Annotated in this window: 17 protein-coding genes; 6 read left to right on the forward strand and 11 right to left on the reverse strand. The window is 34.0% G+C overall.

Annotation, left to right across the window (positions count from 1 at the left end; all coding sequences use genetic code 11):
- Position 1: 1 nt before the first annotated feature.
- The 3 genes from AC6CHK_RS09360 to AC6CHK_RS09370 all read left to right on the forward strand — a co-directional run bounded on the left by AC6CHK_RS09360 (position 2) and on the right by AC6CHK_RS09370 (position 2002).
- Positions 2–427 carry a type I restriction enzyme HsdR N-terminal domain-containing protein gene (locus tag AC6CHK_RS09360; RefSeq protein ID WP_498095433.1) on the forward strand — a complete coding sequence of 142 codons (426 nt, stop codon included), beginning with the start codon at positions 2–4 and terminating at the stop codon, positions 425–427.
- A 143-nt stretch (positions 428–570) separates the two neighbouring features.
- Positions 571–1182, forward strand: coding sequence for an HAD family hydrolase (locus AC6CHK_RS09365; protein ID WP_498095435.1), 612 nt, complete (start codon positions 571–573; stop codon positions 1180–1182).
- 76 nt (positions 1183–1258) lie between these two features.
- Entirely contained in the window at positions 1259–2002 is a 744-nt protein-coding gene (locus AC6CHK_RS09370; protein ID WP_498095437.1) for a dienelactone hydrolase family protein, read from the forward strand.
- A 144-nt stretch (positions 2003–2146) separates the two neighbouring features.
- Here AC6CHK_RS09370 and AC6CHK_RS09375 read toward each other — a convergent pair whose 3' ends face one another.
- The 8 genes from AC6CHK_RS09375 to AC6CHK_RS09410 all read right to left on the reverse strand — a co-directional run bounded on the left by AC6CHK_RS09375 (position 2147) and on the right by AC6CHK_RS09410 (position 11226).
- On the reverse strand, positions 2147–2518 hold the full coding sequence (locus AC6CHK_RS09375; protein WP_498095439.1) for a cupin domain-containing protein: 372 nt from the start codon (positions 2516–2518) through the stop codon (positions 2147–2149).
- On the reverse strand, positions 2515–3042 hold the full coding sequence (locus tag AC6CHK_RS09380) for a GNAT family N-acetyltransferase (protein ID WP_498095441.1): 528 nt from the start codon (positions 3040–3042) through the stop codon (positions 2515–2517). The genes AC6CHK_RS09375 and AC6CHK_RS09380 overlap by 4 nt, the downstream gene beginning before the upstream one ends.
- A 41-nt stretch (positions 3043–3083) precedes the next feature.
- The gene (locus AC6CHK_RS09385; protein WP_498095443.1) at positions 3084–3689 is read right to left on the reverse strand and encodes a DUF2911 domain-containing protein; all 606 of its coding nucleotides are present in this window, start codon (positions 3687–3689) and stop codon (positions 3084–3086) included.
- A 28-nt stretch (positions 3690–3717) separates the two neighbouring features.
- Positions 3718–4761: a bifunctional transcriptional activator/DNA repair enzyme AdaA gene (locus AC6CHK_RS09390; RefSeq protein WP_498095445.1), complete on the reverse strand. Its 1044-nt coding sequence runs from the start codon at positions 4759–4761 to the stop codon at positions 3718–3720.
- 2 nt (positions 4762–4763) lie between these two features.
- Positions 4764–5537 carry an isocitrate lyase/PEP mutase family protein gene (locus AC6CHK_RS09395; protein ID WP_498095446.1) on the reverse strand — a complete coding sequence of 258 codons (774 nt, stop codon included), beginning with the start codon at positions 5535–5537 and terminating at the stop codon, positions 4764–4766.
- Positions 5538–5818: 281 nt separating this feature from the next.
- Positions 5819–9001, reverse strand: coding sequence for a carbamoyl-phosphate synthase large subunit (carB, locus tag AC6CHK_RS09400; RefSeq protein WP_498095448.1), 3183 nt, complete (start codon positions 8999–9001; stop codon positions 5819–5821).
- Between the two features lie 170 nt (positions 9002–9171).
- Positions 9172–10245 (reverse strand): carbamoyl phosphate synthase small subunit, encoded by a 1074-nt coding sequence (locus tag AC6CHK_RS09405; RefSeq protein ID WP_498095450.1) that lies wholly within the window; start codon positions 10243–10245, stop codon positions 9172–9174.
- 90 nt (positions 10246–10335) lie between these two features.
- Positions 10336–11226: an aspartate carbamoyltransferase catalytic subunit gene (locus AC6CHK_RS09410; RefSeq protein ID WP_498095452.1), complete on the reverse strand. Its 891-nt coding sequence runs from the start codon at positions 11224–11226 to the stop codon at positions 10336–10338.
- Positions 11227–11466: 240 nt separating this feature from the next.
- Here AC6CHK_RS09410 and AC6CHK_RS09415 point away from each other — a divergent pair, with 240 nt between their 5' ends.
- The 3 genes from AC6CHK_RS09415 to AC6CHK_RS09425 all read left to right on the forward strand — a co-directional run bounded on the left by AC6CHK_RS09415 (position 11467) and on the right by AC6CHK_RS09425 (position 13707).
- A complete protein-coding gene (locus AC6CHK_RS09415) occupies positions 11467–11928 on the forward strand; it encodes an Lrp/AsnC family transcriptional regulator (RefSeq protein ID WP_498095454.1) in 462 nt (153 codons plus the stop codon).
- Between the two features lie 71 nt (positions 11929–11999).
- Positions 12000–12884, forward strand: a complete 885-nt coding sequence (locus AC6CHK_RS09420; protein WP_498095456.1) for a DUF488 domain-containing protein — start codon at positions 12000–12002, stop codon at positions 12882–12884.
- A gap of 1 nt (position 12885) precedes the next feature.
- Positions 12886–13707: a DUF8758 domain-containing protein gene (locus AC6CHK_RS09425; protein WP_498095458.1), complete on the forward strand. Its 822-nt coding sequence runs from the start codon at positions 12886–12888 to the stop codon at positions 13705–13707.
- A 66-nt stretch (positions 13708–13773) separates the two neighbouring features.
- Here AC6CHK_RS09425 and argH read toward each other — a convergent pair whose 3' ends face one another.
- From argH to argB, 3 genes are all read right to left on the reverse strand, one after another.
- The gene (gene argH / locus AC6CHK_RS09430) at positions 13774–15078 is read right to left on the reverse strand and encodes an argininosuccinate lyase (protein WP_498095460.1); all 1305 of its coding nucleotides are present in this window, start codon (positions 15076–15078) and stop codon (positions 13774–13776) included.
- A gap of 397 nt (positions 15079–15475) precedes the next feature.
- Positions 15476–16558, reverse strand: a complete 1083-nt coding sequence (locus AC6CHK_RS09435) for a M20 family metallo-hydrolase (RefSeq protein WP_498095462.1) — start codon at positions 16556–16558, stop codon at positions 15476–15478.
- Positions 16533–17327 carry an acetylglutamate kinase gene (gene argB / locus AC6CHK_RS09440; protein WP_498095464.1) on the reverse strand — a complete coding sequence of 265 codons (795 nt, stop codon included), beginning with the start codon at positions 17325–17327 and terminating at the stop codon, positions 16533–16535. The genes AC6CHK_RS09435 and argB overlap by 26 nt, the downstream gene beginning before the upstream one ends.
- Position 17328 lies beyond the last annotated feature (1 nt).

Raw genomic sequence — 17328 nt, forward strand, 5'->3', positions numbered from 1 at the left:
AATGGAACTTCCAAAACTCAATTTTCAGGAAACTTTTGATTTTAAATTCAAGAAAGACAAAGATAAGTTTTTTATTTATGATTTGGTTCGTAAAGCTTACCTTTTGCTCACGCCTGAAGAATGGGTGCGGCAGCATTGGGTGCATTATTATCTCACCGTAAAAGCCTATTCCGCTTCTGCTTTAATTACCGAAAAAAAAATTGTTTTGAATGGTTTAACCAAAAGAATTGACCTTTTAATTACAGAAAAAACAGAACCAATAATTTTAATAGAATGCAAAGCGCCACATATTAAATTAACGGAAAAAACGTTTGAACAAACGGCGAGATACAACTCCATTATCGGAGCGAAAGAAATTATTTTGACCAATGGTTTGCAGCATATCAATGCTTATTACGAAAACGAACAATATCAATTTTATAAGTGATAATAATCGGCTTGTCATTCTGAACGAAACAAAGTGGAGTGAAGAATCTACAGTAATTATTGAGATTCTTCCTTCGTCAGAATGACAAAGAAACTGACAATTTAGTATAATTAAAATTAATAAAAAACATAGTAAAATTTAGTATGAAAATTAAAAACATAATATTCGATTTTGGCGGTGTTTTAATGGATTGGAATCCGAGATACTTTTTTAAAAGCTATTTCAATGACGATGAAAAAATGGAATATTTTCTTGAAAATGTAGCTCAAGACGAATGGAATATCGAGCAGGACAGAGGAAGACTTTTGTCGGAAGGAACAGAAATACAGGTGAAAAAGTTTCCGGAATGGGAAAAAGAAATCAGGGCATATTATGACAACTGGACAACCATGCTGAAAAGCGACATTCCGCATAATGTTGAAGTTTTAAAAAAGCTTGAAAAAACTGATTATCAATTGTTTGGATTAACAAACTGGTCGGAAGAAACTTTTCCTTATGCATTGGAAAATTATGATTTTTTTAAATTATTTGAAGGGAAAATTGTGGTTTCAGGGACAGAAAAATTAATCAAGCCTGATCCTAAAATATGGCATGTCTTGCTGGAAAGATTTAATATTAAGGCCGAAGAATCTGTTTTTATTGACGATAATTTTAAGAATATTGAAATGGCGCAATCATTGGATTTCCATACAATCCATGTAAAGCCAGACACAAACTTAGAAACGGAACTGAATAATTTAGGTGTACAGTTCTAATTTTTAATTTATAATATTTTATATGTTTTCATTGTAAGTTATTTTATTAATTTAGATGAGAATTAAATTACAAAATATGATACGTTCAATCTTATTAACAGCATTTCTTATGACATCGGGAACAATTTTCAGTCAAAATCTTAAAACTGTTTCTTATCAGGACGGTTCTCAAAAACTAAATGGTTTGATAACTTCAAATGCCGGAAAAAAGCTTCCGGGAGTTTTGATTTTACCAGCCTGGAAAGGCATTGATGATGAAGCAAAAACCGCTGCCGAAGATCTTGAAAAACAAGGTTACATTGCTTTTATTGCAGATATTTACGGTGAAGGAAATATTCCGGCTGATAATGATTCAGCGGCAAAAACTTCAGGATATTACAAAAAGAATTATGAAGCTTATCAGAAAAGGATTTCGTTGGCTTTAGAACAATTAAAGAAAAACGGTGCAATCGCTGAAAAAGTCGCCGTGATCGGCTATTGCTTCGGCGGAACAGGAGCCTTGGAATCTGCAAGAGGAAATCTTCCTGTAGCTGGTGTTGTTTCCATTCATGGAAGCCTTGGAAAAGACCAAGCCAGAAAAAACGGACCGATTTCGACTAAAATTTTAGTTGAAAATCCTGCGGATGATCAAGGAGTCACTCCCGAAGATTATAACAATTTAATAAAAGAAATGAATGAAGGAAATGCTGATTGGCAGATTATCACCTATTCCAACTCAAAACATACTTTTACAGATCCAAAATCAGCAGATTACAATCCGGTTATGGCAAAAAGAGCCTGGAACCACACATTGATGTTCTTGAATGAGGTTTTGAAGTAATTGAATAAAACAGTCTTTTGTCATTCTGAAAGTAGCAAAGCGAATTGAAGAATTTGTCTTAACTTTTTTAAAAGAACTTAACTGTTAAAAATAACAGTAGAGATTCTTCCTATCGTCAGAATGACAAAAGGCTTTTAAATTTCGTCAATCTACACCTTCCACTTCCCGATTCACAGATTCCATAGAAAATGCAGGAAGACAGATCGAAACATATTCGCAAGCTTCCGGAAACGGATTGCTGTAACGAATTCTTGCCCTTTTTTCAATCATAATGCTTTGTCCTTTTTCTAAAACAACGGTTTCTCCATCAATTTCAAACTGCTTTTTCCCTGAAATTATTAATGTAAATTCATCAAATTCAGGCGTTTGATATGGCTCGCTCCAATCTGGCGGCGCAACCATGTGAGCAATCGAAATATCTGAATTTTGCGTAGAATTTCCCCAATGTTCTTCGATCAATTTTCCGTCTGTTGTGGGAACTACAAATGGTGTTTTTTGGATTTTAAACTTTTTCATGACCAATTATCTTTTTTGATTTCATATACAAAATTTGTTCTTGTCGGTTCACCAAAATAAGCAATTTCTTCTTCGGCAACCTTTTGTCCGCCAAGTCTTTCCAGAGAAGTTTGAGAGCGAAAATTCTCTTTTCCAATATGAAAATATACTTTATCAACAAACTGGAAAATATAATCCATCATTAATTTTTTAATCTTCGGATTAATCCCTTTTCCCCAAGAATTTGTTCCGTAAAAAGTATATCCGATGAAAATACTGTTTTTACCTTCATCAAAATCATAAAAGCGCGTGCTTCCCAAAAAATTTCCCGAACTTTTATCAATAATCTTAAAAGCACCTTTACTTTCCAACGCACCTTTGAAAAAGTTTTCAAAAACTTCTCTTTTGTATCGGTCTTTATTCGGATGCTGTTCCCAGATTTTCGGATCGGAAGCCACTTCGTATAAAGACTCAAAATCCCCTTGCTGTAAGGGGATTAATTGATATTCGTGATTTTCTAAAACTTTTTGAATAGAAAAATTCATCTGTATATAAATTTTAAAGCCAGATAAAACTAAACGTTTGCTTAGCTTTTTGCTTTTGCAGCGTCTGACTCAATTTTTTTGATTTCTTTTAATTTTTCAGCAATTTTTGTAACTGCTTCAGGTTTTGCCGGTTTTAAAGGAACTTCAGCCTGAGCCGTGTCCCACTTCAAAACTAAATTTGCAGAATTTTCATCAGTTGGGTTTAAAGTAATCTCAAACCATTCCTGTTTTTCAGCCAATTTATTAACCGGAACTGTAACGTCTACAACATCTTGCTTCGGATCGTAAGTGTAAGCGCCCCATTGTTGGAAATCTTTATTTAAAATCACTTTCCATTCTTTTTCCGTAGGAACGATAAACAAACCATAAGTTCCGGCCGGAACAATTTTTCCGCCAAAATTAACTGATTGTCCGAATGTAACTTTTGTAGATGAGTTGGCTCCGGCTCTCCAAACTTGTCCGTAAGGAACCAATTCGCCGAAGATCTTGCGTCCTTTCACGCCCGGTCTTCCGTAATCGACCGTGATTTTAGACATTGAAAACTGCTGCTCTACTTTCTGGCGCGGACTCGCTGCCGGTACAATATATTCCTGAGCAAAACTGAATGTTGAAGCTGATATGCAAAGTGCAAATAGTAACTTTTTCACGTGTAAATTTTTGTTTAAAAATACGAAATCAAAACAAAATAGCGTTCTCCAATTCCAATAATTTTTGTTTTCTCCAAATTCCTCCTGCATAGCCTACCAAATCGCCGTTTGAACCGATCACACGGTGACAGGGAATTAAAATCGCAATTTTATTGATTCCGTTTGCTGTTCCGACTGCGCGGATTGCTTTTAGATTTCCTAATCTTTCAGATTGTTGTTTATAAGTTCTGGTTTCACCCAATGGAATTTCTCGCAATAATTGCCATACTTTTCCCTGAAATTCTGTTCCTGTAATATATAACGGAACCTCAAATTGTTGTCTTTTACCTTCAAAATATTCTTTTAATTCATCTTCCAACTGTTTGAAATGTTTGTTTTCACCTTGCACGATTTCTGAATTTAAAGCTTTAGATAATGAAAGGAATTGCTTTTCCATATTTTTCCGGTCTGTGAATTCGAGCAGACAGATTCCTTCTTCGACGGCACATGCAAACATAGTTCCGAGAGGAGTTTCAATTCTTTTAAGATCAATTATCATTTGCATTCTGCTGTTTTTAGGAGAAACTCCGAGAATATTTTTAAAACTTTCATTAAATCCACTCAAGCTTTCATACCCTGAATCTAAAGCCGTTTCTAAAATGCTTTCACCATTCTTTATCTTTTTGAAGGCAGTATTCATCCTGAATTGTCTTTGAAAAGTCTGAAAAGTCATTTTATGATTTTTTAGAAACCAGCGACGAATCGTTACCGGTTCAATATTTCTTTTCAGAAGATCGGCATCTTTAATTTTCAGAGATTCATTTTTCGTCAGCTCAGCCAATACTTCCTGAATATATTGAGGAGTTTCATTTAATTTTTCAAGAGGTTTACAGATTTTACACGCTCTGTATCCTTTTTCAACAGCTTCTTCTGTACTTAGAAAGAATTCTACGTTTTCTTTTTTAGGTTTTCTTGCAGAGCAGGTTGGCCGACAAAATATACCGGTAGTCTTTACAGCCATCCAATATGTTCCTTCGAATGAAGAATCTTTATCTAACGATGCCTGATACATTCTTTCCGCTGTAAGTCTCATTATTATTTAAAAATTGTTGAAAAACTTTGTTTTTTCATAATTTCACTGCCTTTTTCTTCTAAATTTTTATAAATATATTCATTTAGAAAATTACCCGACGATATTCTTTTTATGCCTATTTCTTTAAGGGTTTTAAAATCTGATAATTCGGGCATGCACATTACATTCACAGGAAGTTTTGTTGAGTTTACGATAACTTTAATATCTTTTCCAGAAGTAATACAGGGAACAAAAATTCCATCAATTCCAATTTCTTCAAACAATTTGATTCTTTGTAACGTTTCTTGTACAGGATTTTCCAGTCCTAACAAAAATGTATCCGTTCTTACGTTGATAAAAATTTCAACTTTTTCTTCATTCAGTTTTGATATAACTAATTTTAGCTTTTCAAAAAAAACTTCTTTATCCAAAATTGTTCTGATTCCATTAGCAATAACACTGTCTTCTATATTAATACCAACTACTCCTATTGCAGCAAGTTTAGAAATATTTGCGACAATTTGATCAGAAATTTCCCCATATCCGCTTTCCAGATCTACCGTTAATGGAATTGATATTGATCTTAAAATTCTTTCAATAATATAAAGATATTCATCAAAACTCATATTTTCGCCATCTTCATAACCCAAACTATGGGCAACCGCCGAACTTGAAGTTGCCAGTGCTTTATAGCCTAATTTCTCATATGCTTTAGCGCTTTGTGGATTCCAAACATTTCCCAGTAATAATGGCTCGTTGTTTTTATGTAGTTTTTTAAAAACTTCAATATTTGTCATTCTATTTTTTTGATAAAATTAACCTTTTAAGCAATTGATAAACAACCGAAAAATGGACAAGTATTTTTATAATCGTTAATATTTCTTTTGCATCCATAAATAAAGAGAATTTAATAACTTAGAACGTCATCTAAATTCTTGATCCATTAAATTGAATAAATTATTAAAATTTATTTTTAAGTATCTAATCTATTCTCTAATTAGTATAAATTTAACCTACTTATTAAACAAAAAACCCCGCAAGAAAACTTACGAGGTTTAAATATATTTTCTTTGAAAATTTACATCGTTTCCATTTTGAAACTCATGCTTTCAATCACTTTCAAAATTGCTTCAACTGTATCCATTGACGTCAGACAAGGAACACCGTTTTCCACGCTCATTCTTCTGATTTGGAAACCGTCTCTTTCAGATTGTTTTCCTTTTGTCATGGTGTTGACAACATATTGTACTTTCCCTTTTTGGATCAGATCGATCAGGTTTACATCATCTTCTCCTATTTTGTATCCTATTTTGCAAGGAATTCCTTTTTCTTCGAAGAATTTAGCCGTTCCTTCCGTTGCCCAGATTCTGAAACCAACTTCATGGAATCTCGCCGCCAAATCAGCTGCTTCCTGCTTGTGCTTATCCGCAACTGTGAACAAAATGGAACCATGCATCGGAACTTTTCTTCCTGCTGCGATTAAACCTTTGTAAAGTGCTTTTTCAAGTGTCGTATCTTTACCCATTACTTCTCCTGTGGATTTCATTTCCGGTCCTAAAGAAATGTCAACTTTCGTTAATTTTGAGAAAGAAAATACAGGAACTTTTACGAAAACTCCTTCTTTTTTGGGAACCAATCCGTTTTTGTAGCCTAAATCTTTTAGCTTTTGACCTAAAATTGCTTTCGTAGCTAAGTTAGCCATCGGAACTTCCGTGATTTTAGATAAGAAAGGAACCGTTCTTGACGAACGTGGATTTACCTCGATTACATAAACATTACCATCAAGTAAAACATATTGGATATTCATTAATCCGATCACATTCAATCCTTTAGCTAATCTTTCTGTGTAGTCAACCAAAGTATCGATTTCCGCTTGAGAAACATTTTGTGGAGGATAAACTGCGATTGAATCTCCTGAGTGAACTCCGGCTCTTTCGATATGCTCCATAATTCCGGGAATAATTACCATTTCACCATCGCAAATTGCATCAACCTCAACTTCTTTTCCGGTGATATATCGGTCAACCAAAACCGGCTGATCCGGACTTGCATCCACCGCAAATTCCATGTAATGAGAAAGTTCGGCTTCGGTATAAACAATTTCCATTGCTCTTCCACCCAAGACATAGCTTGGACGAACCAAAACCGGATAACCTATTTCATTGGCAATTTTTATCGCTTCTTCTTTTGACGTTGATGTTTTTCCTAATGGTTGAGGAATTCCCATTTCCTGAAGAGCTTTTTCAAATTTATCCCTGTTTTCGGCTCTGTCAAGATCTTCCAATGAAGTTCCAAGAATTTTCACTCCGTAACTTGCCAGTTTATCGGCTAAGTTGATGGCTGTCTGGCCTCCAAACTGAACCACAACTCCCATTGGTTTTTCAAGATCGATGATGCTCATCACATCTTCTTCAGTTAAAGGTTCGAAGTATAATTTATCCGAAATTGAGAAGTCTGTAGAAACTGTTTCAGGATTGTTGTTGATGATAATCGCTTCATAACCCATCTCTTTGATCGCCCAAACCGAGTGAACCGTTGCATAATCAAACTCAACTCCCTGCCCGATTCTGATTGGTCCTGAACCTAAAACGATCACTTTTTGTTTATCCGAAACTACACTTTCGTTTTCTTCTTCATAAGTTCCGTAGAAATATGGCGTTTCACTTTCAAATTCTGCGGCGCAAGTGTCTACCATTTTGTAAACCGGAATTACGCCATTTTCTTTTCTGAAATTATAAACTTCTCTTTGAGTAGATTCCCATAAGTGAGCAATATTCTGATCGGAGAAACCTAATTTTTTAGATTGAATTAAAATTTCTTTGTCGAATTTATGGTTGGCAATTACTTTTTCGAAATCAATTAATTTTTTTAATTTCCAGATGAAGAATTTATCGATTTTACTCCATTCTACGATTTGTTCCCAATCGTAACCTCTTCTTAAAGCATCACAAATAATGAACAATCTTTCGTCATCACAAACTCTGATTCTTCTTTCGATATCTTCGTCCGTTAAAGCCGCAGCCTGTTTTGTTTTTAAACCTAAATGTCTCAATCCTGTTTCCAAAGAACGAACTGCTTTTTGTAAAGATTCTTCGAAATTTCTTCCGATTGCCATTACTTCTCCCGTTGCTTTCATTTGAGTAGACAATCTTCTATCAGCAGTCTCAAATTTATCAAACGGGAATCTCGGGAATTTAGTTACCACATAATCCAAAGCCGGCTCAAAACAAGCGTAAGTTTTGCCTGTAACCGGATTCATAATTTCATCTAAAGTTAATCCAACCGCGATTTTTGCAGCAATTTTAGCGATCGGATAGCCTGTTGCCTTACTTGCCAAAGCTGATGAACGGGAAACTCTCGGATTTACTTCGATGATATAATATTCGAATGAATGTGGGTCTAAAGCCAGCTGTACATTACATCCGCCTTCAATTCCTAAAGCTCTGATGATTTTCAGTGAAGCATTTCTCAACAACTGATATTCTCTGTCAGAAAGCGTTTGAGAAGGCGCCACAACGATTGAGTCACCTGTGTGAACTCCAACCGGATCTATATTTTCCATGTTACAAACCACAATTGCGTTGTCGTTTGCATCACGCATTACTTCGTATTCAATTTCTTTGAAACCTGCAATTGATTTTTCGATAAGACATTGTGTAACCGGGCTGTATTTCAAACCTAATTCTGCAATTTCCTTCAATTCAATTTCGTTGGAAGCGATTCCGCCACCTGTTCCACCCATCGTGAAAGCAGGACGAACAATTACCGGATAACCGATTGAATCAGCAAAACGTAATGCTCCTTCAACTGTGTTTACGATATCAGATTCCGGAACGGGTTCGTTTAATTCCCTCATCAATTCACGGAAAAGATCTCTGTCTTCCGCTCTGTTGATCGCTGAAAGTTTAGTTCCTAAAACTTCAACTTTACATTCATCAAGAATTCCTGATTTTTCCAATTCTACTGCCATGTTCAGACCTGTTTGTCCACCAAGAGTCGGTAAAAGTGCATCCGGACGCTCTTTTCTAATGATGTGACTCACAAACTGAAGTGAAATCGGCTCGATATATACTTTGTCAGCGATTTCAACATCTGTCATGATCGTTGCAGGGTTTGAATTGATCAAAATCACTTTGTAGCCTTCTTCTCTCAAAGACAGGCAAGCCTGCGTTCCTGCGTAATCGAATTCCGCCGCCTGACCGATGATGATTGGTCCTGAACCGATTACTAAAATTGTTTTTATATCTGTACGTTTTGCCATTTTCTAATTTAGATATGAGATGCTAGATGTCAGATTTCAGACTTTTAGCATTAATTTTTATTTAGATTTAATTTTACATGTTGTCATTCCGAGGAATCGAGGAATCTATTTTTCTAATTATTTAGATTCTTCACTTTGCTTTCGCTCCGTTCTGAATGACAAAACTTGTCTTACTTTTTGAAGTTTTCCATTAAATTAATGAAATCATCGAATAAGTAGTTCGCATCTTCCGGGCCCGGGCTTGCTTCCGGGTGATATTGAACTGAGAAACAAGGGTGAATTTTGTGTTTCAGACCTTCGTTTGTTCTGTCGTTTAATGCGATGTGTGTTTCAATTAAATCTGTTCCTTTAATACTTTCCTGATCGACCGCGTAACCGTGATTTTGAGAAGTAATTGCTACTTTATTTTTCTCTAAATCTAAAACAGGGTGATTTCCTCCTCTGTGTCCGAATTTTAACTTGAAAGTTTTCGCTCCACAAGCCAAACCTATTAATTGGTGTCCTAAACAAATTCCGAAGATTGGAACTTTTCCCAACAATCCACGAATCATTTCTAAAGCCTTTTGATTATCTTCAGGGTCTCCGGGACCGTTTGACAGCATGATTCCGTCCGGATCCATTAATAAAATATCTTCTGCAGTTGTATCATGCGAAACAACAATAATGTCGCAGTTTCTTTGAGATAATTCTCTGATAATCCCCAATTTAGATCCAAAATCTACCAAAACAACCTTGAAACCTCTTCCCGGATTTGCGTAAGGTGTTTTTGTAGAAACTGTTGCTACCTGATCTGTCGGGAAAGTTGTTGATTTTAATTCTTCAACCACTGTATTTTCGTCTGTATCACCGTTGACGATTTTTCCTTTCACCACTCCGGAATTACGAAGAATTCTTGTCAGTCTTCTTGTGTCAATTCCCGAAATTCCTGAAAGGTTTTTCTTTTTGAATAATTCATTCAAAGTAATCTGAGTACGGAAATTCGAAGGCAAATCGCAAATTTCTTTTACAATAAGTCCTTTTATTGCCGGCTCAATACTCTCATAATCATCTCTATTAATCCCATAGTTTCCGATAAGAGGATACGTCATGCAAACAATCTGACCGCAGTATGACGGGTCGGAAATCAGCTCCTGATAACCCGTCATTCCTGTATTGAAAACCACTTCTCCTGCAGTTTCCAATTCTGCTCCGAAACCTTCTCCATGAAATACTTCACCGGACTCCAGTATTAATTTTTTCTTCATTTTCTTTATCTCTTTATTCTTTTACTTTTCTATTATTGTAAAATGTATTCACATATTTATGTATTTATGAATACTTTTTACTTTTTATATTTATTTAAACTTAAATCCTTGTCCTTCCAAGGCTTCTTTTAAAATTGCCATTCTAGCAAAAACACCGTTTTGCATTTGTTTGAAAACTCTTGAGCGCTCACATTCAACCAAATCTGTATCAATCTCAACACCTCTGTTGATTGGAGCCGGATGCATGATAATTGCTTCTTTTTTCATGACTTTTTCTCGTTCTTTCGTTAAACCATATTTTTTGTGGTATTCCGAAGCGGAAAAACTCATCTTTGCATCATGTCTTTCGTGTTGAATTCTTAACAACATTAAAACATCAACTTCTTTAATTAATTCATCAACAGATAAATAGGTTCCGTTAATTATAGCTCCTTCATCAAACCATTGCTCAGGTCCTGAAAAATACACTTTTGCACCTAATCTTCTTAATGCTTCTGCATTTGAATTGGCAACTCGGCTGTGTTTTACATCGCCTACAATTCCTATTTTTAAGCCTTCAAATTTTCCGAATTCCTGATAAATCGTCATTAAATCCAACATACATTGTGACGGATGATTTCCCGTTCCGTCTCCTCCATTGATGACAGGAATCTTTATATTCTTTAATTCATCAAAATATCTATCTTTTTTGTCTCTGATCACGACTAAATTTACTCCTAAACTTTCGATCGTTTTTACGGTGTCATACAAACTTTCGCCTTTGTTTACAGAACTGTGAGATGCATCGAAAGGTACAACCTGCAAGCCCAATTTCCTTTCGGCAATATCAAAGCTTGTTTTCGTTCTGGTACTGTCTTCAAAGAAAAGATTTGAACAAAAAACTTCTCCTTCAACTTGAGTGGTTTTTCCATCGGCAAAAGCTATCGCTTCTGTCAGTATATTGTTGATTCTCTCGGTACTTAATTCTGTAATCGTAAACATAAATCTCAAATTTTTACAAAAAAAAAGCGAAGAAAATATCTTCGCTTAAAATAAATAAATATCGTAAAGGGCGTCTACGCCCGGTAATTCTAATGATATAAATACTGTGTTATTCATTAGGTGCAAAGATATAACAATTTTGTTAACTGACAAAATCAAAATTTAATTAAACTAAAACTTTATTGTTTCTATATTTTCATTATTAAATACTATTTTTGTTAAAACTCAAATTTTATTTATATGGATTTAAAAGACAGGATGATTCTCAGTATTATTCAGGAAGATTCTACCTATTCTGTAAAAGAAATTTCGGAAAAAATCGGCCTTACTTTTACTCCGACTTATGAGCGTATCAAACAGCTGGAAAAACAAGGCATTATTGAGAAATATGTTGGTCTTTTGAACCGGGAAAAATTAGGCTTAAATATTGTTGTTTACTGCAATATCCGTCTCAAGGAACAATCTCAAAAAGTTCTTGAAACATTTGAGAAAAACATCGGAAAATATGATGAAGTTCAGGAAATTATCAGCCTTTCTGGCGAATATGATTATATGTTGAAGATTATCGCAAAAGACATTAATTCATACAATGAATTTGCCGTAAATGTAATTTCAAATATTCCAAATATCGGGCAATATCACAGCTCTATAGTGCTTCATGAGGTGAAAAAGTCGACTAAGTTTAAGATTGACTTGGGATAATAACAACTTCTACTTTTTTTTAAATTGATTCTAATAAAATACCAAAGTAGTAAAATCACTACCTTTGCAAAATGTTTTATAGAAGAAAAATACTTTTAGCTTTGTTGCAGGTTTTCGAAAACGAATTAGATAAAATTCGACTTCAAAAACTACTTTTTTTATATACAAAACATAAGCAAAATCCAGAATACGACTTTGTTCCCTACAAGTATGGTTGTTTCTCATTTTCGGCAAATGCTGACTTAAATGCTATGGTTAAAAAAGGCATGTTAGTAGATTCAGAATCTAGTTATAAAAAAAATGACGAAACTGACTACCTACAATCGTTAAAAATCTTAGATAGAAAAAAAATAGAAGAATTAAAAAAACTCTATGGTGAAATGGATGCTAATTCATTAATGAAACATACATATATCAACTATCCTTTTTGGGCGATAAAGAGTGTAAAAGCTAAAAACATTTTAAATCCAACCTTATATCAAAGAGTATTAAATGCAATCCCTATTAATAATGACACAATTTTATTCACTATTGGATATGAGGGAATTTCTTTAGAAGAATATTTTATCAGATTAATTAAAAATGATGTAAAAATTTTAGTAGATGTTAGAAGAAATCCGTTAAGTATGAAATATGGGTTTAGTAAATCTTCATTATTAAAATTCTGTAATGCTTTAGGAATTGAATATATTCATTTTCCAGAAGTCGGAATACATTCAGACGCAAGGCAAGAATTAAATTGTCAAAACGATTATGATATTTTATTTGAAAATTATAAAAATAATAATTTACCAAATACTCTGAATATTCAAGAAAAAATATTAAACTTGCTTATTGAAAAGAAAAGGATAGCATTAACTTGTTTTGAATCTGATATTTGTCAATGTCATCGGAAGCATTTAGCAGAAGCAATTACTGAAAATCCAAATTTCATATATGAATTAAAACACATTTGATATGGCAAAAACAAAAGTTTTAATAACAGTCAAAACCTATCCAGCAATCTCAAATAAATATGATGAATTAGTTTGCACTGCTGGGTTTTGTGAAGATGGTACTTGGATTAGAATATATCCTGTACAATTTCGCAAAAAAACTTTTGGAGAGCAATATAAAAAATATGACTGGATAGAGATTGATTTAGTCAAAAATGAAAGTGATTATAGATTTGAAAGCTATCGTCCTGTTTCTTATGAAACCGAGATTAAAATTTTAGATCATATTGACACAAAAGGAAATTGGTTATTAAGAAAGGATATAGTCCTGAAAAATAAAATATACACTGATATTGATAAATTAATAGCAGAAGCAAAAGATAGGAAAGTAATGACTTCTTTAGCAACATTCAAACCAACAGAAATTTTAGATTTTACTATTGAAGCTGTTGAAAGAGAGTGGGATAAAAACAAACTGGCGAGATTGGAACAGGACAGGAGAAGTAACTTATTTGCTCAAGAGGAAGCAATCTTTGAAGTCGTAAGAAAACTGCCTTACAAATTTTCATACGTATTAAAAGATTGTAATGGAAAACGAAGTAAAATGATGATTGAAGATTGGGAAATTGGACAGCTTTATTGGAATTGTTTAGCAAAACATGAGGGAGATGAAACGAAAGCTGTAAAAGATGTAAAAAATATGTATTTTGAAAATTTTGCTAAAACGAAGGATTTACATCTATTTTTAGGCACTTCCAAGCTACATCATTTAACTGCGAAAAATCCATTTATGATAATTGGTACTTTTCACCCAAAAATTGAGCATCAACTGTCATTATTTTAATATTTAGAGAAAAAGAAATTAGCCTTTATTAATTTTTAATAAAGGCTAATTCTTTACCTAATTAAATCAACCCAATAGTTTATTTTTCAATTTATTAAACTGATATTCTATTTTATCCAGACAGAGATTTCCCAAGCTTCCCTGATGAGTATGATTTAGATTTCCTATTTCAAAATCAAACTCATTATTTTCAATCTCCTGCCCTACTTTTACATAAGCATCACGGAACGAGCTTCCGTTTTTCACTTCTTCATTGATTTTTTCTACGCTGAAAAGATATTTATACTTTTCATCTTCCAGAATTCCATCTTTCACCTGAATATTTGGTAATGTATAGCTTAAAATCTCCAGACATTCTTTCAAAGAATCAATCGCCGGGAAAAGAATCTCTTTCGTCAACTGCATATCTCGGTGATAGCCTGAAGGAAGATTATTCGTCAACAAAATAAACTCATTCGGCAGCGACTGGATTCTGTTGCAACGCGCACGAACCAACTCAAAAATATCGGGATTTTTCTTGTGTGGCATAATGCTGCTTCCTGTCGTAAACTCTTTCGGAAAGCTTATAAAATCAAAATTCTGACTTAAATATAAACAAACATCATACGCAAATTTCCCAAGCGTTCCCGCCAAAGTCGCCATCGCCATAGACAACATTTTCTCTGATTTTCCACGCGTCATCTGAGCGTAAACTGAATTATAATTCATCGATTGAAAACCTAAATTATAGGTTGTACTTTCACGATCAATCGGAAAAGACGAACCATAACCTGCCGCCGAACCCAATGGATTTTTATTAATGATATTTTTAACCGAAAAAAGCATCTCAACATCATCCAGCAGTGCTTCTGCATAAGCTCCAAACCATAATCCAAACGATGAAGGCATAGCGATTTGTAAATGCGTATATCCCGGAAGCAGAACATTTTTATGCTGATCTGCAAATTTGATTAAAATTTGAAAGAATTCGTCTGTTAGAACTGTAATTTCACGGATTTCATCTAATAAATACAATTTAATATCCAATAAAACCTGATCATTTCTGGAACGAGCCGTATGAATTTTTTTTCCTGTATCACCTAACTTTTCAATTAAAATAGATTCAATCTGAGAATGAATATCTTCCGCTTCCTTATCGATTTCAAAAGTACCATTGTCGATATCTTCCAAAATCTCTTCCAAAACAGACAACATCTGCGTTGATTCTTCATTGGAAATAATTCCAACTTCTGCCAACATTTTACAATGCGCCATAGAACCTTTGACATCGTATTTTGCCAAACGTTCATCAAAATCAAGATCTTTCCCGACTGTAAATTTGTTGACTAATATATTCGTGGCATTGTCATCTTTTTGCCATATTTTTTTCATATTTTTCTTTTTTGTTGGAAGATGGAAGCTTAGTACTGGAAGTTTATTACCAACTGCTTTATCTTCTTACTTTTATTTAATTTAAACCATATTTTGTCATTCCGACAAAGGAGGAATCTCTCTGAAAAAATTAGATTCTTCAATCCACTTCGTTCCTTTCAGAATGACAATCAGAATATTTTTATTGTGACCTTTTTCTTTTGTCTTGAAACAAAAGAAACAAAAATTCAAGACTGGAAACTTCCGCTAAAAAATATTTTCATTCTCTAAAAATCCCAATACTCGTGCGAATTGAATATTGGTTCTTCAATTCGATATTTGTCTCGCACTCAAACAGTGGGATTTTCTTAACGTTCATAAAACTATTTTTCTTAACGCTCCATTTTCCTAAGTCGTTTTATAAAACTTTTTCAAGGATTTGAATATAAATATCAATCCCTTCTTTTATTTCATTTATATATATGTACTCATCCGCTGTGTGAGAACGCCTACTATCGCCGGGACCGATTTTCACTGATGTACATGGAATAATTGCCTGATCGGATGAAGTTGGCGAACCGTAAGTTGTCCTTCCAATTTCCAAACCTGCCTGTACAAAAGGATGATCCATTTCGATTTTTGAAGAATTTAGCCTGAAAGATCTTGCCGTCAAAGTTGATTTCATCTGTGCTTGAATGATTTCAAATGCTTCTTTGTTAGAATATTCATCCGTAACTCTTACATCCAAAGTAAATTGGCACGATTCGGGAACAACATTATGCTGAACTCCCGCATGAATTCCCGACAAGGTAATTTTAACTTCACCCAAATAATCTGAAACTTTTGGAAATTTAAAGCTTAAAATTTGCTGTACATCTTCCATACATTTCACAATTGAGTTATCTTTATTCGGATGAGCAGCGTGAGAAGGAGTACCTTTCATTTCCCCGTCAATGACCAAAAGTCCTTTTTCCGCGATCGCCAGATTCATCTGCGTTGGTTCTCCTACAATGGCGAGCTCGATATTGGGTAGTTGAGGAAATAAAGCTTCAATTCCGTCAAAACCTGAAATCTCCTCCTCCGCTGTTAAAGCAATAACTACATTGTATTTTAAATTTTCTTTATCATAAAAATGCAAAAAAACCTGCGCCATGGAAACCAGAGAAGCCCCCGCATCATTACTTCCCAATCCAAACAACTTCCCGTCCTTTTCAATCGCTAAAAACGGATCTAAAGTGTAAGCTTTATTCGGTTTTACAGTGTCATGATGTGTATTCAGCAAAATGGACGGTTTGAAAACATCGAAATTTTTGTTCATCGCCCAGATGTTATTTTTAAAACGTTTTGTCGGAATATTGTTCTTTTTAAAAAAGTTTTCAATCTCCACAGACGTATTAAATTCATCCTTGCTGAATGACGGAATTTCAATCAGTTTTTTCAACAAATCAACTGCATTATTCAGTAATTCTTCTTTACTATAAACAGATTTCAGTTCCTGCATGATGATTTTCTATATGATTTTTCAATTCGGTTTCTTTAATTAAGAATACCTTATTTACATTATTTTTTATGGCTCCAAGAGCATTTTCTAACTTTGGTAAAATTCCTTTATGAAGCTTTCCTTTATTTTTTAAAACAGAGAATTCTTGTTCAGAAATATTTTTTATAACAGATTCAGGATTTTCGACATCCTCCAAAACACCTTCTTTATCAAAACAATACAACAATTCAACATCATATTTTGAAGACAGTGCTTGAGCAATCACCGAAGCAATCGTATCCGCATTGGTATTGAAAAGGTTACCTTTTTTGTCGTGAGTGATTGCTGAAAATACCGGAACGAGTTTAAGTTTAATTAATTTTGAAATCAATTTCCTGTTCACGCTTTTCTTCTCAATATCTCCTACAAATCCAAAATCTATTTCTGCGTGTTCTCTTTTTTTAGCTTTAATTAAGTTCGCGTCAGCTCCCGAAAAACCTATGGCTTTACATTTTTTCTGCTGAAGTTTTGCCACAATATTTTTATTGATTCCTCCTGCATAGACCATCGCCACAATATCCAACGTATCTTTATCCGTGATTCTTCGTCCGTTGACCATTTTCTGTTCAACACCTAATTTATCTGCTAAAATTGTTGCTGATTTCCCGCCGCCATGAACAAGAATCTTCCTTTCCTTGATTTCAGAAAATTGTCCCAGAAATTCATTCAATAATTCCTCATCATCGATTAATGCTCCGCCGATTTTTATAATGTATAGTTTTTCTTTCATT

The sequence above is a fragment of the Chryseobacterium sp. GQ58 genome, assembly GCF_059758895.1.